Source organism: Cupriavidus sp. 22TCCZM01-5 (assembly GCF_057798915.1).
On record NZ_JBYOJR010000006.1, the window covers coordinates 182497 to 199143 of the forward strand.

At 65.7% G+C, this 16647-nt stretch carries 17 protein-coding genes, 1 tRNA gene and 1 riboswitch; of the genes, 12 read left to right on the top strand and 6 right to left on the bottom strand.

Going from position 1 to position 16647, the window contains the following annotated elements; translation table 11 throughout:
- Window positions 1-5 precede the first annotated feature (5 nt).
- Together nrdR and glyA are read right to left on the bottom strand one after the other, a co-directional pair.
- Window positions 6-470 carry a transcriptional regulator NrdR gene (nrdR, locus tag AC3FNH_RS08465; protein WP_276098166.1) on the bottom strand — a complete coding sequence of 155 codons (465 nt, stop codon included), beginning with the start codon at window positions 468-470 and terminating at the stop codon, window positions 6-8.
- Between the two features lie 142 nt (window positions 471-612).
- Window positions 613-1860, bottom strand: coding sequence for a serine hydroxymethyltransferase (gene glyA / locus AC3FNH_RS08470; RefSeq protein WP_488719736.1), 1248 nt, complete (start codon window positions 1858-1860; stop codon window positions 613-615).
- A 126-nt stretch (window positions 1861-1986) separates the two neighbouring features.
- Window positions 1987-2088, bottom strand: a riboswitch (ZMP/ZTP riboswitch).
- Window positions 2089-2243: 155 nt separating this feature from the next.
- Here glyA and ybgC point away from each other — a divergent pair.
- The 11 genes from ybgC to AC3FNH_RS08525 all read left to right on the top strand — a co-directional run bounded on the left by ybgC (window position 2244) and on the right by AC3FNH_RS08525 (window position 12947).
- Entirely contained in the window at window positions 2244-2648 is a 405-nt protein-coding gene (gene ybgC, locus AC3FNH_RS08475; protein ID WP_276098164.1) for a tol-pal system-associated acyl-CoA thioesterase, read from the top strand.
- Window positions 2645-3328, top strand: a complete 684-nt coding sequence (gene tolQ / locus AC3FNH_RS08480) for a protein TolQ (protein ID WP_211954427.1) — start codon at window positions 2645-2647, stop codon at window positions 3326-3328. Before ybgC ends, tolQ begins: the two co-directional genes overlap by 4 nt.
- A 26-nt stretch (window positions 3329-3354) precedes the next feature.
- Window positions 3355-3792: a protein TolR gene (gene tolR / locus AC3FNH_RS08485; protein ID WP_276098163.1), complete on the top strand. Its 438-nt coding sequence runs from the start codon at window positions 3355-3357 to the stop codon at window positions 3790-3792.
- Window positions 3793-3835: 43 nt separating this feature from the next.
- Window positions 3836-4948, top strand: a complete 1113-nt coding sequence (gene tolA, locus AC3FNH_RS08490; RefSeq protein ID WP_488719737.1) for a cell envelope integrity protein TolA — start codon at window positions 3836-3838, stop codon at window positions 4946-4948.
- Window positions 4949-5147: 199 nt separating this feature from the next.
- Window positions 5148-6512: a Tol-Pal system beta propeller repeat protein TolB gene (gene tolB / locus AC3FNH_RS08495; protein WP_488719738.1), complete on the top strand. Its 1365-nt coding sequence runs from the start codon at window positions 5148-5150 to the stop codon at window positions 6510-6512.
- Between the two features lie 23 nt (window positions 6513-6535).
- Complete coding sequence (gene pal, locus AC3FNH_RS08500) at window positions 6536-7045, top strand: peptidoglycan-associated lipoprotein Pal (RefSeq protein ID WP_276098160.1); 510 nt, start codon at window positions 6536-6538, stop codon at window positions 7043-7045.
- A 23-nt stretch (window positions 7046-7068) separates the two neighbouring features.
- Window positions 7069-7827, top strand: a complete 759-nt coding sequence (ybgF, locus tag AC3FNH_RS08505) for a tol-pal system protein YbgF (protein WP_276098159.1) — start codon at window positions 7069-7071, stop codon at window positions 7825-7827.
- Window positions 7828-7950: 123 nt separating this feature from the next.
- Window positions 7951-8631, top strand: a complete 681-nt coding sequence (queC, locus tag AC3FNH_RS08510; RefSeq protein ID WP_276098158.1) for a 7-cyano-7-deazaguanine synthase QueC — start codon at window positions 7951-7953, stop codon at window positions 8629-8631.
- A 31-nt stretch (window positions 8632-8662) separates the two neighbouring features.
- Window positions 8663-9784, top strand: coding sequence for a YeeE/YedE family protein (locus tag AC3FNH_RS08515; protein ID WP_276098157.1), 1122 nt, complete (start codon window positions 8663-8665; stop codon window positions 9782-9784).
- Between the two features lie 62 nt (window positions 9785-9846).
- Window positions 9847-9922, top strand: a tRNA-Lys gene (locus tag AC3FNH_RS08520).
- A gap of 190 nt (window positions 9923-10112) precedes the next feature.
- Entirely contained in the window at window positions 10113-12947 is a 2835-nt protein-coding gene (locus AC3FNH_RS08525) for an EAL domain-containing protein (RefSeq protein WP_488719739.1), read from the top strand.
- A 7-nt stretch (window positions 12948-12954) separates the two neighbouring features.
- Here the strand turns inward: AC3FNH_RS08525 and AC3FNH_RS08530 are convergent, their stop codons facing one another.
- The 3 genes from AC3FNH_RS08530 to AC3FNH_RS08540 form a co-directional block, all read right to left on the bottom strand.
- Window positions 12955-13446: a DUF3318 domain-containing protein gene (locus AC3FNH_RS08530; RefSeq protein WP_488719740.1), complete on the bottom strand. Its 492-nt coding sequence runs from the start codon at window positions 13444-13446 to the stop codon at window positions 12955-12957.
- Window positions 13443-13823: a phage holin family protein gene (locus AC3FNH_RS08535; RefSeq protein WP_276098154.1), complete on the bottom strand. Its 381-nt coding sequence runs from the start codon at window positions 13821-13823 to the stop codon at window positions 13443-13445. The genes AC3FNH_RS08530 and AC3FNH_RS08535 overlap by 4 nt, the downstream gene beginning before the upstream one ends.
- Before the next feature lie 172 nt (window positions 13824-13995).
- A complete protein-coding gene (locus AC3FNH_RS08540) occupies window positions 13996-14322 on the bottom strand; it encodes an ElaB/YgaM/YqjD family protein (RefSeq protein WP_338031349.1) in 327 nt (108 codons plus the stop codon).
- 233 nt (window positions 14323-14555) lie between these two features.
- On the opposite strand from AC3FNH_RS08540, the gene AC3FNH_RS08545 reads away from it, so the two are divergent.
- The gene (locus AC3FNH_RS08545; protein WP_488719741.1) at window positions 14556-15194 is read left to right on the top strand and encodes a peroxiredoxin; all 639 of its coding nucleotides are present in this window, start codon (window positions 14556-14558) and stop codon (window positions 15192-15194) included.
- Window positions 15195-15347: 153 nt separating this feature from the next.
- Here the strand turns inward: AC3FNH_RS08545 and AC3FNH_RS08550 are convergent, their stop codons facing one another.
- Window positions 15348-16541 carry an acyl-CoA dehydrogenase gene (locus AC3FNH_RS08550; RefSeq protein WP_276098152.1) on the bottom strand — a complete coding sequence of 398 codons (1194 nt, stop codon included), beginning with the start codon at window positions 16539-16541 and terminating at the stop codon, window positions 15348-15350.
- Between the last annotated feature and the right edge of the window lie 106 nt (window positions 16542-16647).

The window sequence follows — 16647 nt, forward strand, 5'->3', positions numbered from 1 at the left end:
TGGCGCTAGCGCTTGTGGTTGCCTGAGGTCACCTCGGCCAGCACATCGGAAAACTCGGCAACGTCCTCGAAACTCCGGTACACCGAAGCAAAGCGGATATAGGCGATCTTGTCGAGCTTGCGCAGCTCTCGCATGACGAGTTCACCGACCTGGCTGCTCGGAATTTCCTTCTGGCCGAGCGCCAGCAGCTTTTCTTCGATGCGGGTGATGGCTTCGTCGATGGCTTCGGCGGAAACAGGGCGCTTGCGCAGCGCGAGCCGCATCGAGTCCTTCAGCTTGGCGCGGCTGTAGTCCACGCGCGAGCCGTTCTTCTTGACGATGGCCGGGAAGAACAGTTCGATCCGTTCGTAGGTGGTGAAGCGGCGGTCGCAGGCTTCGCAGCGCCGGCGCCGGCGCACGGCATCGCCGTCTTCAGACATGCGCGTGTCGAGCACCTGGGTATTGGAATGTCCGCAAAAGGGGCATTTCATGCCTGACCACCTTCAGATTAGAGCCCCGTCGCCTTGGTATCTTGTCCTTCTGCGGCAACAGGGCGGGTTGGCGAGGCCCGCAAGCGGCGCGACGGCGCGCCCGCGGGGCTGCCGGCCGCCTCGCGGGCGGCCTTGCGCGGCATCAGCCGTAGACCGGGAAACGCTTGGTCAGTGCGGACACCTGCTCGCGCACGCTGGCGATGTTGCCGGCGTCGTGCGGGTTGTCCAGCACGTCGGCGATCAGGTTGGCGACGATGCGCGCTTCTTCTTCCTTGAAGCCGCGCGTGGTCATGGCCGGCGAGCCGACGCGGATGCCCGAGGTCACGAACGGCTTTTCCGGATCGTTCGGGATGGCGTTCTTGTTCACCGTCAGGTGCGCTTCGCCCAGGATGCGCTCGGCTTCCTTGCCGGTGATGTTCTTGGCGCGCAGGTCGACCAGCATCACGTGGCTTTCGGTGCGGCCCGAGACGATACGCAGGCCGCGTGCGATCAGCGTTTCGGCCAGCACGGCGGCGTTCTTGACCACCTGTTCCTGGTAAGCCTTGAATTCCGGCGTCAGTGCTTCCTTGAACGCCACGGCCTTGCCGGCGATCACGTGCATCAGCGGACCGCCCTGGATGCCCGGGAAGATCGACGAGTTGATGGCCTTCTCATGCTCGGCCTTCATCAGGATCACGCCGCCACGCGGGCCGCGCAGGCTCTTGTGCGTGGTGGTGGTGACGAAGTCGGCGTGCGGCACCGGGTTCGGGTAGACGCCCGCGGCGATCAGGCCGGCGTAGTGGGCCATGTCGACCATGAAGTAGGCACCGATCGCCTTGGCAACCTTGCTGATGCGCTCGAAGTCGATGCGCAGCGCGAAGGCCGAGGCGCCGGCGATGATCAGCTTCGGCTTCTTTTCGTGGGCCAGCTTTTCCAGCGCGTCGTAGTCGATGTCTTCCTGCGCGTTCAGGCCGTAGCTGACCACGTTGAACCACTTGCCCGACATGTTCAGGGCCATGCCGTGAGTCAGGTGGCCGCCTTCGGCCAGGCTCATGCCCATGATGGTGTCGCCCGGCTTCAGCACGGCGAAGTACACGCCCTGGTTGGCCTGCGAGCCCGAGTTCGGCTGCACGTTGGCGGCTTCGGCGCCGAACAGCTGCTTGACGCGGTCGATGGCGAGTTGCTCGACCATGTCGACATACTCGCAGCCACCGTAGTAGCGCTTGCCAGGATAGCCCTCGGCGTACTTGTTGGTCAGCTGCGAGCCCTGCGCGGCCATCACGGCCGGCGAGGTGTAGTTCTCGGAGGCGATCAGTTCGATGTGATCTTCCTGGCGCTGGTTTTCCTTCTGGATGGCGGCAAAGACCTCGGGGTCGATCTGGTCGATCGTATAGCGGCTGCGTTCGAACATGGCGAAACTCGTCTGAAAAAAGGGAATCCGATTACTGCTTCGGGGTAGGGCGCGCGGGGAAAGCGATTGGCGGCCGGCACCGGCGGAACTGCGTGAACCGTCGGCGCAGGGCGCACCCTGCTTCCCATTCGCTGCCCAGGCGAGCGGCAGGCGCTTGAAACTTCACGCCAGAGAACTTGCGCTTCCTCGTGGTAGTACCCACTGACATCGCCAGTCGCGCAAGATGGAATGGTTGGGCGCAGTGTAGCGTGAGGCGGGGATTTGCCGCAAGCCGCGTCCTATGGCCCGCAACGCCAGGCGCGGCGCGGCCCGCAACTTGCTGTTGCAAACTCGTCCTGCGGGTTAACACCGAAGCCGTCTCGCTCTCCGTTACAATCCCGGCCATGACAAACTTTGTCTGGACCCTGCGGGTGTACTGGGAAGACACCGACGCGGGCGGCGTAGTGTTCTACGCCAACTATCTCAAATTCTTCGAGCGCGCCCGAACCGAGTGGCTGCGCTCGCTTGGCGTCGAGCAGCAGGCGCTGGCTGATAAGGCCGGCGTGGTGTTCATCGTCCGCAGCACAGCGCTCGACTACAATGCGCCTGCCCGACTCGACGACCAGCTTGAGATCCGCACGCGCATTGAACGCGTAGGACCCGCATCGGTGCAGTTCGCGCAAGAGGCGTGGCGCGGCGAGACCTTGCTCGCCAGCGGCCAGATCCGCGTTGGCTGTGTCGATCGAAGCACTTTCCGTCCATCTCCCATTCCCGCCCCTGTCCTGGCTACCATCAAGACCGCCCGATGAATCCCGTGACCGTCACGCAAGACCTGTCGATCATTTCGCTGGTGATGCACGCCAGCCTGCTCGCACAGGCCGTCATGGCGCTGCTGCTCGTCATGTCGCTGTTCTCCTGGACCTATATCTTCCGCAAGCATCTGGCGCTGCGCTCGGCGCGCACGCAGACGGAAGGGTTCGAGCGCGACTTCTGGGCCGGCGGCGACCTGCAGGCGCTATATAACAGTGCGGTGAACAACCGGCACAACACCGGCGCGCTGGAGCGGATTTTCGAATCCGGCATGGGCGAATTCCTGAAGGCGCGCGAGCGTGGCAACGAAGCGAGCGCACTGCTCGACGCCGCCCGCCGCGCCATGCGCGCTGCCTACCAGCGCGAAATGGACGTGCTCGAATCGCACCTGCCGTTCCTGGCCTCGGTCGGCTCGGTGAGCCCGTATATCGGCCTGTTCGGCACCGTGTGGGGGATCATGAACGCCTTCCGCGGCCTGTCGAACGTGCAGCAGGCGACGCTGGCATCGGTGGCTCCCGGCATCGCCGAAGCGCTGGTGGCAACCGCAATCGGCCTGTTTGCGGCAATCCCGGCCGTGATCGCCTATAACCGCTACGCCACGGAAATCGATCGCCTGGCGATCCGGTTCGAGAGCTTCATGGAAGAATTCCTGAACATCCTGCAGCGGCAGACCCGCTGACCGACTGAACGCCCGGGAGCACAGCAATGGCAGCTATTCAGCGCCGCGGCGGATCGCGCCGCCGGGCCAGTGCCGAGATCAACGTCGTGCCTTATATTGACGTGATGCTCGTGCTGCTGGTCATCTTCATGGTGGCGGCACCGATCGTCAGCCCCGCCGTCGTCGACCTGCCGACCGTGGCCAACGCCACGCCGCAGCAGAAGGCGCCGCCGATCGTTGTGACGGTGCACGAGGACGGTGCGCTGACCGCGCGCGGCAAGGACAACGCCGGCAATTCCTTCGAGCGCCAGCTCGACAAGAACGGCCTGCTCGAATTCGTGCACCAGCGCCAGAACGAGAACCCGGACCAGCCGGTGGTGATTGCCGCCGACCGGTCGGTCAAATACGAGTCCGTGCTCGACGTCATGTCGGTGCTCAAGGCCGACGGCATCAAGCGCGTCGGCCTGATGGTGAAGTCCAAGTAGAACGCGCTTGCTGCGTGAGATGCCTGTCCGAATGCCGCGCCCGATGACGACCGCTGCCGCCTTTCCTTACCAGCCGGTGAAGGAGCGGGGAACCCTGCGTTCCTTCCTGCTCGCGCTCTTCATGCACCTGCTGCTTGGCATCGTGCTGTACTACGGCGTGCATTGGCAGAGCAGCACGCCGGTCGGTTCCGAAGCGGAGCTGTGGGATGAGATTCCCGCCACCACCGCACCGCCTCCCGCACCGCCGGCGCCACCCGAGCCGGTGGTGCAGCCGCGTCCCGCGCCGCCGGCGCCCGAGGTGAAAAGCAAGGTCGAGGAAGAGGCCGATATCGCGCTGGAGCGCCAGAAGCGCCGCGCCGCCGAGCAGGCCGCGCGCGAAGAGGCTGCGCATAAGGAAGCCGCTCGGAAGGAAGCGGAACGCAAAGAGGCGGAGCGCAAGGAAGCCGAGCGCAAGGAAGCCGAGCGCCAGGAGGCGCAACGCAAGGAAGACGCAAGGAAGAAGGCCGCCCAGCAGGAGCAGCAGCACCGCGAGCAAGCCGAGCGGGAGCGCGAGCGCAAGGAAGCCGATGCCAAGGCCAGGGTGAAAGCGGAAGCCGAGGCGAAGGCCAAGGCCGACGCGCAGGCGAAAGCTAAGGCTGAGGCTGATGCCAGGGCCAAGGCCGAAGCGAAAGCCAAGGCGGATGCCGACGCCAAGGCCAAGGCGGACGCGCAAGCCAAGGCCAAGGCGGATGCCGACGCCAAGGCCAAGCGCGAAGCTGCGGCCAATGCCCAGCGCAAGGGCGAGCTGGCGCGACTGCAGGCTCTGGCCGGCGGTGCCGGCGCGGGTGGCCAGGGCGGTGGCGGTGTGGGCAGTACGGCCGGTGCGGGTGCTGGCGGTGGTGGCAAGGCTTCGCCAGGGTATGCCGATCGCGTGCGTCGCAAGGTCAAGCCCAACATCGTCTTCACCGAGGATGTGCCGGGCAACCCGACTGCCGTGGTGTCCGTGCAGCTTGCGCCGGACGGCTCGCTGATGTCGGCGCGGCTGAGCAAGTCCAGTGGCAATTCGGCTTGGGATAACGCCGTGCTGCGCGCCGTCGAGCGCTCGGACCCGCTGCCGCGCGACGAGAATGGCAAGGCGCCTGCCGGCTTCACCATCACTTTCCGTCCCAAGGACTAAGTGACCCGGGCGCCATGAATTGCAACATAATGCAACCTTCATTAACCGGTGCCAGTCCCACCGCTACCATGACAGGTTGCCTGACGCGGCCGGCAGCGTGCGATACGTACGTGGAACGGACATGCGCCGTGCGCATCCACGCCTGTTCTGCTGTCTGCCCGCCATGCCCGATGAATCCTGAAATCGACTGAGGAGCAGCATGCGAAAGCTTTGGGCCCCCAACTGGATGTCCGCGAAGCGGCACCAAGCAAACCAGGCCGCAACCCGAGCCGCAACCCGGCTCGTCGGCCGCCACGCGCTGATGGTCTGGCTGGCCACCGCGATGGCCTTGTCCGCCGGCGCCGCACAGGCGCAACTGAACGTTGAGATTTCGGGGGTTGGCTCGAGCCAGTTCCCGGTCGCCACGGCGAATTTCCAGGGCGAGGCCCAGGCCCCGCAGAACCTGACCGCCATCATCCGCAGCGACCTCGCGCGCAGTGGCCGTTTCCGCAACGTTGATCCGGGCGGCGCCACGGTGGCCGAGTCGGCCAATGTCGATCTCGGCAGCTGGAAGGGACGCGGTGCCGATGCGTTCGTCGCCGGCAGCGTGACCCCTTCGGGCAACGGCCAGTACGAAGTGCGCTTCCGCCTGTATGACACCGTCAAGGGCCAGAGCCTGGGCGGCCTGGCGTACAACGTCAACCAGGGTCAGCTGCGCGTGACGGCCCACAAGATCGCCGACTACATCTACGAGAAGCTGCTGGGCGAGCGTGGCGTGTTTGCCACGCGCCTGTCCTACGTCTCGCGCGTCGGCGGCCGCTACCAGCTGCTGATCTCCGATTCGGACGGACAGAACTCGCAGGTGGCGCTGACGAGCAACGAACCGATCATCTCGCCGTCGTGGTCGCCGGACGGCCGCCGCGTGGCCTATGTCTCGTTCGAGGCCAAGAAGCCGGTGGTGTATGTGCACGACCTGGCCACCGGCAAGCGCACGCTGGTGTCCAACCAGAAGGGCAACAACAGCGCGCCGTCGTGGTCGCCGGATGGCCAGCACCTGGCCGTGGCGCTTTCGCGCGACGGCAATACCCAGGTGTACCAGGTCAATGCCGATGGTTCGGGCATCCGCCGCCTGACCCGCAGCAGCGCCATCGACACCGAGCCGCAGTATTCGCCGGACGGCAAGAGCATCTATTTCACCAGCGACCGCGGCGGTGCCCCGCAGGTCTATCGCATGCCGGCAGGCGGCGAGGAAGCGGGCAGCGCGCAACGCGTAACGTTCAAGGGCAGCTACAACGTCAGCCCGCGGATCTCGCCGGACGGCAAGTACCTGGCGTACATCACGCGTACGGGCGGCTTCAAGCTGCAGCTGCAGGACCTGACCAACGGCGACGTCACTTCGCTGACCGATACGTCGAATGACGAAGCGCCGAGCTTTGCCGCCAACGGCAAGTACATCCTTTACGCCACCCGCGTGGGCGGCCGCGCGGTGCTGGCGGCGGTGTCCACTGACGGGCGTACCCGGCAGGTTCTGTCCCTCCAGTCCGGCGATGTGCGCGAGCCGTCCTGGGGTCCTTTCATGCAATAACGCAATAACAGGAGTCTCTCGCCATGTCCCAACTGATGACCAAAACCCTTGCCGTTGCCGCCCTGCTGGCCCTGGGCGCCTGCAGCTCTGGCGTGAAGCTGGACGATACCGCCAATGCCGGCGCAAACAAGGGCGGCGGCGCTGATGCCCGCACCGTGCAACCCGTGGACGTCTCGCGCGACCCGCTGAACGATCCGAACAGCCCGCTGGCCAAGCGCAGCGTGTATTTCGACTTTGACAGCTACAGCGTGAAGCAGGACTACCAGGGCATGCTGGGCGATCACGCCAAGTACCTGAGCGCCAACAAGGGTCGCAAGATTCTGATCCAGGGCAACACCGACGAGCGTGGCACCAGCGAGTACAACCTGGCGCTGGGCCAGAAGCGTGCCGAGGCGGTGCGCCGTTCGCTGGCGACCATGGGCGTGCCTGACAACCAGATGGAAGCCGTGAGCCTGGGCAAGGAAAAGCCGAAGGCAACGGGCCACGACGAGGCTGCCTGGGCTGAAAACCGCCGCGCCGACATCAACTACTGATCCGATCCGCGTACAGGCCATCCATGAAAGCACGCGTTTCCACCCTGTTGTGGCTTGCCGCCGTTTCCGGCGCGGCCATGCTGCCCCTTGCCCCGGCCCGTGCCGGGGTGTTCGACGATGACGAGGCGCGCCGCGCGGTCCTCACCCTGCGCGACCAGTTCAACGGTTTCCAGGCGACGGCGACGCAGCGCATCGAGCAGAACAGCCGCACCACGATCGACATGCAGAACCAGCTGGAAGGCCTCCGTCAGGAGGTAGCCCGGCTGCGTGGCCAGAACGAGGTGCTGCAGAACACGGTGGATACGCTGCAGAAGCAGCAGAAGGACTACTACGCGGACCTGGATGCGCGCCTGAAGAAGTTCGAGCCGCAGCAGGCCACCGTGGATGGCCGCGAGGGCATGGTGCAGCCGAACGAGAAGCCCGAGTATGACGCCGCGCTCAAGCAGTTCCAGGCCGGCGACTTCAAGAGCGCGGGCAGTTCCTTTGCCGCGTTCGCCAAGAAGTATCCGCAGAGCCCGTACCTGCCGCTGGCGCAGTACTGGCTCGGCAACTCGCTCTATGCGCAGCGCGACTACAAGGGCTCGACCACGGTGCTGCAGAACATGCTGCAGGCGAACCCCACGCACCCGAAGGCGCCGGATGCCATGATCGCCATCGCCAACAACCAGCTCGAATCGGGCCAGAAGGCCGCGGCCCGCAAGACGCTGGAGCAGGTGGTGGCCAAGTATCCGGGCACCGAAGGGGCGCAGGCCGCCACCAACCGGCTCAAGACCCTGAAGTAAGCCGGCCGGAACCGGTCAGAGTCTGCAGGGCCCGCTGAAAGCGGGCCCTTTTTGCTAGCCGCGCTAAAATGCGTGATTCGCCTGCAATTTCCGAGTGCCGCTTGTGCGGCGCGACCGCCACTCATGACCAAACGCGCCATTGTCCTGCTTTCGGGCGGGCTAGATTCCGCCACTGTTCTTGCCATGGCCAAGGCCCAGGGCTTCGAGACCTATGCGTTGTCGATGCGCTATGGCCAGCGCCATTCCTCGGAGCTGGAGGCCGCCAAACAGGTGGCCAGCGCGCTCGGCGCCGTCCGCCACGAGATCATCGACCTGGACCTGCGCCGCTTCGGCGGCTCGGCCCTGACCGACGACAAGTTCGACGTGCCGACCGATGGCGCGTCGTCGGGCATCCCGATCACCTATGTGCCGGCGCGCAACACCATCATGCTGTCGCTGGCGCTCGGCTGGGCTGAAGCCGTCGGCGGGCGCGACCTGTTCTTCGGCGCCAACGCGGTGGACTATTCGGGCTACCCGGACTGCCGCCCCGAGTATGTCGCGGCCTACGAGACGCTGGCCAACCTCGCCACCAAGGCGGGCGTGGAGGGTGACCGGTTCCGCGTGCATGCGCCGATCATCGACATGACCAAGGCCGAGATCATCCGCGCGGGCATCGGCCTCGGTGTGGACTACAGCCTGACGGTGTCGTGCTACCAGGCCGACGACGACGGCCGTGCCTGCGGTGTCTGCGATTCCTGCCGCATCCGCCGCGCTGGCTTCGAGGCGGCCGGCGTTGCCGACCCGACCCGCTACCAGAACGCCTGAGCGCGCCACCCGCCTTTTCATCGCCCCCGACATGCCCGAGATAGATATCGACGCGCTTTCGCGCACCGTGCTGCTGAGCACGTTTGCCCTGACCTTCCTGTTTGGCGCCATCCTGCAGCGCACGCACTTCTGCACGATGGGCGCGGTCTCGGACATCGTCAATATGGGCGACTGGAGCCGTATGCGCATGTGGGGCCTGGCCGTTGGCGTGGCCATGATGGGCACCGGCGTGCTCGCCTGGGCCGGGCTGATCGACCCGACCAAGACCATCTACGCGACGAGCAAGCTCGGCTGGCTGTCTGCGCTGGCCGGCGGGCTGATGTTTGGCTTCGGCATGGTGCTGGCGTCGGGCTGCGGCAGCAAGACGCTGGTGCGCATTGGCGCGGGCAACCTCAAATCGCTGGTGGTCTTCGTGTTTCTGGGGCTGTCGGCCTATATGACGCTGCGCGGCCTCTTTGGCGTGGTGCGCGTCAGCACGGTGGATGCCATCGCGCTCACGCTCCCGACCACGCAAGACCTGCCGTCGCTGCTGTCGCAGGGCACCGGCGCGGCGCGCGGCGCGCTGCAGCTCGGCCTGGGCCTGCTGCTCGGCGGTGCGCTCGTGGTATGGGCGCTGGCCGCGCGGGGCTTCCGCACCTTCGACAACTTGCTCGGCGGCGTCGCGGTCGGGCTGATCATCGTCGGCATGTGGTACGTCTCGGGCCATCTCGGCTACGTGGCGGAAGATCCCAACACGCTTGAGGAAGTGTTCGTCGCCACCAACAGCGGCCGCATGGAAAGCCTCAGTTTCGTGGCGCCGTATGCCTACACGCTGGACTGGCTGATGATGTTCAGCGACAAGAGCAAGGTGCTGACCGTCGGCATCGTCAGCGTCTTCGGCGTGATCGCCGGAGCGGCGGCTTATGCGCTGGCCACGCGCACCTTCCGCTGGGAAGGGTTTGGCAATGCGGAAGACGTGGCCAACCATATGATCGGCGGCATCCTGATGGGTGCCGGCGGCGTGACGGCGCTCGGGTGCACGGTCGGGCAGGGACTGTCCGGGGTATCGACGCTGGCCATCGGCTCGTTTATTGCGCTGGCTGGCATCCTTGCAGGCGCGGTGCTTGCGTTCCGCTACCAGATATGGCGTCTCGAGCGCATGGCATTTGCATGAATCGGCGCTCAACGCTTGACACATCAGGAAGAACGTCACTATAATCGCGGTTCTGTTTTTTCGGGTCGTTAGCTCAGTCGGTAGAGCAGCGGACTTTTAATCCGTTGGTCGCGTGTTCGAGTCACGCACGACCCACCAGTATTACGAAGGGCCTGTGGCGCAAGTCACAGGCCCTTTTTGTTTTTTCGCGGAGCCTGCCCGCACAGCCTGCTCGCATTAACCCCTTCGAGTTAGAGACATTGCCGGTCCTGCCACGGACAATGAACCGAGTTCCTGGCAGCACTGGTGGCGCCGCCACGCCGTCAGCGCCACAACCGTTGGAAGTCCTATGCGGCAAGCAGGCAGGTCTTTGCCAGGCGATGTGCATGCATTGCGCGTTATCTGGCCGTTCGTTCCCGTGGTCATTGCACTGGCGCTGTTCACCATCGCCAGCGTCGACGTTCTATCCGCCGTGCGTGCGTTTGTCGCGGGCGAGAGCGAATGGTCCAAGGGCCAGAAGAACGCCGTCATGCACTTGCTGCGTTATGGCGAGGACCGTAACGAGGCGGACTTCCAGGCCTACCTGTCGGACATTGCCGTGCCGATGGGAGATCACCGCGCCCGCATCGAGCTCGATCGCGACAAGCCGGATTACGAGCGCGCGCGTGCGGGCTTTCTCGCTGGCGCCATCCACCCCGATGACATCGCGGGCATCATCCGTCTGTATCGCAATTTTCGCCACGTTGAAGAGGTCGATGCCGCCATCCGGATCTGGGCGGAAGGAGACCGCGAGATCGCGGCGCTTCACGAGCAGGCGCTGGTGCTGCGGCAACTGGCGGCGCAACCCGGCTGCGGCGTGGGGTGCACGGAGCCGGTGCTGCGGGGCATTGTTGCCATTGACGCACGGCTGACGCCGCTGGAGTCCGCGTTCTCGCACCAGCTCGGCAAGGCTTCGCGGCGCGTCACGCAAGGGCTCACCGTTGGAACCGCCGTGGTGGCGGTTGCGCTGCTGCTCTCCGCGATCCTGTTGTCCCACCGGCGGCTGCGCCGCGAGCGCAGCCTGCGCGCGGCGCTGGCCGAGAGCGAGGAGCGCCTGCAGCTGGCCGTCGGCGGCAGCAACGACGGGCTGTGGGACTGGGACCTGCGCAGCCGCAGGCTGTACTTCTCGCCGCGCTGCGCGCAGATGCTTGGGTACGAGCCGGACGCGTTGCCGCAGGCGCCCGAGACGCTGCTCGGGTTGCTCCATCCCGCTGACGTGAATGTGCTCGACCACAAGCTCTTGGGTCATCTGCGCCGCGGCACGCCGTACGATGCCGAGTTCCGCATGCGTGCGCGCGGCGATCGCTACCTGTGGGTACGTGCGCGCGGGCGGCTGGTGCGCGGCGATGACGGGCGGGCCATGCGCATGGCCGGCTCGCTTACCGACATCTCGGAGCACAAGCGCTACGAGGCACAGCTGTTCGCAGAGAAAGAGCGCGCCCAGGTCACGTTGCAGGCGATCGGCGACGCCGTGGTCACCACCGATGTCTGGGGCCGGATCGATTCGCTGAATCCCGCAGCCGAAGCACTGACGGGCTGGACCGAGGCCGAGGCCCGCGGACGCCCGCTCGAACAGGTATGCGCCCTGTTGGAAGAGGGGAGCGAGGCGCCATTGCGCAAGCTGGTCGCGCTGGCGCTGCAGCAGCGCTGGACCGGCGTGACGGCCCTGCTGACCGGCCGCGGCGGGCGTACGGTGGCCGTCAAGCCATCGGTGGCGCTGATCCGTGACCGCGCGGCGCAGGCGATCGGTGTCGTCGTGGTCCTGCACGACGTCAGCCAGGAGCGCGAGCATGCCGCGAGGCTGGCCCACGAAGCCAGCCATGACGCGCTGACCGGCCTGGTCAACCGGACCGAGTTCGAGCGTCGCCTGGCTGCGGCCATCGCGCGGATGGGGGTGATTGGGGGCGCGCACGCGCTGATGTATCTCGACCTGGACCAGTTCAAGGTCGTGAACGACACCTGCGGGCATGCCGCGGGCGACGAACTGATCCGGCAGATCTCCGCGGTCATGCGCGGCCAGTTGCGCAAGGGCGACACGCTCGCACGCCTGGGCGGCGACGAGTTCGGCATCCTGCTGGAGCATTGCGTGGCGCCCGATGGCGAGCGGCAGGCCGAGGCGCTGCGGCGCGCGGTGGCGGGGTTCCGCTTCACGCACCGCCAGCGTACGTTTGCCGTTGGCGCCAGCATCGGCCTGGTGGTGCTGGACAGCGGTACCGGTGGCGTGGCAGAGGCGCTCAGCGCTGCCGACGCCGCGTGCTATGTGGCCAAGGAGAACGGCCGCAATCGCGTGCAGGTCTACCATCCCAAGGACAGCGTGGTACAGGCGCGCCATGGCGAGATGGAGTGGGTCAGCCGGGTGCATGCGGCGCTGGCCGCCGGCCGGTTCTGCCTCTACGCGCAGGAAATCATCCCGCTGCGCAGCGATGGGCGCGGTGGCCGCCATGTCGAACTGCTACTGCGCATGGTGGACGAGCGCAACCAGCTTGTGCCCCCGATGGCGTTCGTGCCCGCTTGCGAACGCTACAACCTCATGCCGATGATCGACCGCTGGGTGGTCGAGACCGCGTTTGCCGCACTGGCGCATCGGCGGGCGGAATGCGGCGAGGATATCGAGTTGTGCGCCATCAATCTGTCCGCGTCGTCACTGGCCGATGTCCAGTTCCCGGCGTTTGTCCGCGAGCAGGCGCAACGTGCCGGCATCGCACTAAGCGGCATCTGCTTCGAGATCACCGAAACCGCGGCGATTGCCAACCTGACGCAGGCGGCGGCGTTTATCGAGCAGATGCAGGAACTGGGCTGCGCGTTTGCGCTGGACGACTTTGGCGCGGGCATGGCGTCGTTCATCTACCTGAAGCACCTGCCGGCAGCCTACCTGAAGATCGATGGCAGTTTCGTGCGCGAAATGCTGGACGATCCTGTCAAGCAGGTGATGGTGGAGGTCATCCAGCGCATTGGCCATGCCACTGGCAAGAAGACCATCGCCGAGTATGTGGAGAGCGAGGCCATGCTGGCGCGGCTGCGCGAACTTGGCGTGGATTTCGCGCAGGGGCATCACGTTGCGGTGCCCAGGCCATTCGCATCAGGACCGCGTCGGGAGCTGGCCGCGATCGATGAGGGGCAGGGCCAGGCGGCCCTGATGCCGTAATGCCCGGCTAGGGTACGAGCGGGTCGCGGAAGCCTGTGTCCTGCGGTGCCCTGGCGCTGCCGGTGTCGGCCGGCGGCACCGCCTGGCTCTTGGCCTGGCGCCACGCGTTGTAGGCCCAGTAGGCGGCGCCGGCTGCCATGCCGAGCTTGGACGCCTTCCAGGTCCAGCGCAGCAGGGGCGTGCGCCGCAGCAGTGGCAGCGCGAGGGTGACGGCCGTGCTGAGCAGCGGATAGTCCTGGGCCAGGCCCAGCAGCTTCATCCACGAACCCGGCCGCACCGCGCGCGGCAACCAGCTGGCGAAGCTGCCCAAACGCCTGGCGCCGCCTCTTACCTCGTGCAGGGCCTTCAGCAGGTCATGGCGTTCCAGTTCGGCTCGGGTCAGCAGCAGTTCCTTGCGGACTTCGAGCGGCAGGCGCACTTCACGCGCGTAGCGCACGGGGCGCAGGTGTTCGCGGCGGGGCGCCTTGACGGCGTCTGGCCCGGATTCCGGAGTAGTCATCGGCGCAGGGTCTCGCGGTCTTTGTCGATTTCCGCCAGTGTTGCCTCGAACATCGGCGGGGCAGTGCGCACCAGGCGGCGGGCATATCCCAGGCAGCCGGCGGACAGGACCAGGTAGGCGACCACCAGCGCCACCAGCGCCTGCCAGCGGTAGGTGTCCCAGAACAGGATGGCGATCAGCGCGGTGAAGGTCACCAGCGCGATCCCGAAGAAGACCAGGCCGAAGCAGGCCAGCAGGCCGACCTTCATCAGCCGGGCGCGCTCTTCGGCGAATTCGACGCTGGCCAGTTCCAGGCGCGTCTGGACCATCGCAACCAGCGAGCTGGCCAGGTTGCGCACGGATTCCAGCAACTTGGGTGAGGGAGAGGGTTCGCTCATGCGGCTCCGGCGAGGGAACGGCGCGCAGGCACTTGCCGGTCGCGCCTTTCAGCGGGCGAAGCCCGGAAGGCACAAGCCATCGTGCCCGGGCCCGGGCTAACGGCATGCCCGCTCGCGATGACGGGCATTGCCAGTGTTGCCGCGGCGCCGGGGCGCCGCGAGCGGTGCAGCCTTACTTGCGATTCAGCAGCAGACCGATCAGCAGGCCTACGCCAGCTGCCGCGCCGACTGCACGCCACGGATGATCGTGCACGTAGTCATCGGTCGCGCGCGCGGCTGCCTTGCTCTTGGTGACCACGGCGTCTTGCAGGTCCTGGGCCTTTTCCTTGGCTTGCTTCAGCAGGCCCATGCCACGCTCGCGCAGTTCGGCAGCCTTTTCGCCGGTGGTCGACGCTGCTTGCTTCAGCAGTTCTTCAGCGTCGGACAGAACGGTCTTGACATCGCTCATCAGTTTCTCCTGTTTGCGGGCGGTTGGTTCGGATTGTGCAGTTTCTGACATTTTGCCTTGCTTGCGAGAGTAACGGCACGTCTTGTCTGTTACTTAGCATATGTGGCGGGTACCCGTGGTTTCAAGACCACGTCGCCATCAAGGGAAAATCATTGCGATCTGGCGGCGCACGCCCCGGCGCCGCGCTATATGACCTGGAGTGATTTTGTAGTGACTTTATATTCGTTTGGGTTCGATCGCAATCCGGATACTCTGGTTCCACGCTTTTTTTCAGGAGACAGAGCATGGCATTGCGCCTGGGCGACCTCGCCCCCGACTTCGAGCAGGATTCCAGCGAAGGCCGCATTCGCTTCCACGACTGGCTGGGTGAGGGCTGGGGCGTGCTGTTCTCGCATCCGGCCGACTATACGCCGGTGTGCACCACGGAACTGGGCCTGACCGCAAAGCTCAAGGACGAGTTCGCGCGCCGCGGCGTGAAGGCGATCGCCCTGTCGGTGGATGGCGTCGAATCCCACCAGGGCTGGATCCGGGACATCAACGAGACGCAGTCCACCACGGTCAATTTCCCGATCCTGGCCGATGGCGACCGCAAGGTCTCCCAGTTGTACGACATGATCCACCCGAACGCGAACGAGACCCTGACGGTGCGCTCGCTGTTCATCATCGATCCGAAGAAGAAGGTGCGCCTGATCATCACCTATCCGGCCAGTACCGGGCGCAACTTCAACGAGATCCTGCGCGTCATCGATTCGCTGCAGCTCACGGACAGTCACAGCGTGGCCACGCCCGGCAACTGGCAGGACGGCGATGACGTGGTGATCGTCCCTTCGCTGAAGGATGAGGCGGTGATCCGCGAGAAATTCCCGAAAGGCTACAAGGCGGTGCGCCCCTACCTGCGCCTCACGCCGCAACCGAACAAATGAACGCGGCCCCGCATGGTGCGGGGCCGGCGTTCAGGACAGGTGTTTTATCGACGGGGGCAGCCTCGTCGTCTCCTTGGTAGTGTGCTTCGCCCGGCTTCGCAGCCGGGCTTTTTTATTCCGGAATTCCTGTCGACAAGGCGTGGTGGACCTTGTTCAGAAGAATGCCTGGAGGCCGGTCTGGGCGCGGCCCAGGATCAGCGCATGGATGTCGTGCGTGCCTTCGTAGGTGTTGACCACTTCCAGGTTCACCACGTGGCGGATCACGCCGAATTCGTCCGAGATACCGTTGCCGCCGAGCATGTCGCGCGCCACGCGGGCGATGTCCAGCGACTTGCCGCACGAGTTGCGCTTCATGATCGAGGTGATCTCGACTGCCGCGGTGCCTTCGTCCTTCATGCGGCCCAGGCGCAGGCAGCCCTGCAGGCCCAGCGTGATCTCGGTCTGCATGTCGGCCAGCTTCTTCTGCACGAGCTGCGTCTGGGCCAGGGGGCGGCCGAACTGCTTGCGGTCCAGCGTGTACTGGCGGGCGGTGTGCCAGCAGAACTCGGCGGCGCCGAGCGCGCCCCAGGCGATGCCGTAGCGGGCCGAGTTCAGGCAGGTGAACGGACCCTTCAGGCCCTTCACGCCCGGCATGATGTTCTCTTCCGGTACAAAGACCTGGTCGAGCACGATTTCGCCGGTGATCGAGGTGCGCAGGCCGACCTTGCCGTGGATGGCCGGGGCGCTCAGGCCCTTCCAGCCCTTTTCCAGGATAAAGCCGCGGATATCTTCCTTGCCGTCTTCGCCCGCCAGCTTGGCCCACACCACGAACACGTCGGCGATCGGCGAGTTGGTGATCCACATCTTGGCGCCGGTCAGCTCATAGCCGCCGTCGACCTTCTTGGCGCGGGTGACCATCGAGCCCGGGTCGGAGCCGTGGTTCGGCTCGGTCAGGCCGAAGCAGCCGATCCACTCGCCGGTGGCCAGCTTGGGCAGGTACTTCTGCTTCTGCGCTTCGCTGCCGAATTCATAGATCGGCACCATCACCAGCGACGATTGCACGCTCATCATCGAACGGTAGCCCGAATCCACGCGCTCGACTTCGCGCGCGATCAGACCGTAGCTGACGTAGTTCAGGCCCGGGCCGCCGTATTGCTCGGGGATGGTCGGGCCGAGCAGGCCCAGTTCGCCCATCTCGCGGAAGATTTCCACATCGGTCTTTTCATTGCGGAACGACTGAAGGACGCGCGGCATCAGCTTGTCCTGGCAATACGCCGCGGCGGCGTCGCGGATCATGCGCTCGTCGGCGGTCAGTTGCTGGTCCAGCAGCAGGGGATCGGCCCAGTGGAATTCGGCGTTGGCAGCCATGCAGGTCTCCTTCGGTAGAGCGGGGGCACCGCTTCAAGGCGCTTGTGGCGCGCCCGTCTCAGCGGCAATCCCGGGAATCGGTGGAATTTTGAGGTTCCGCATTGCG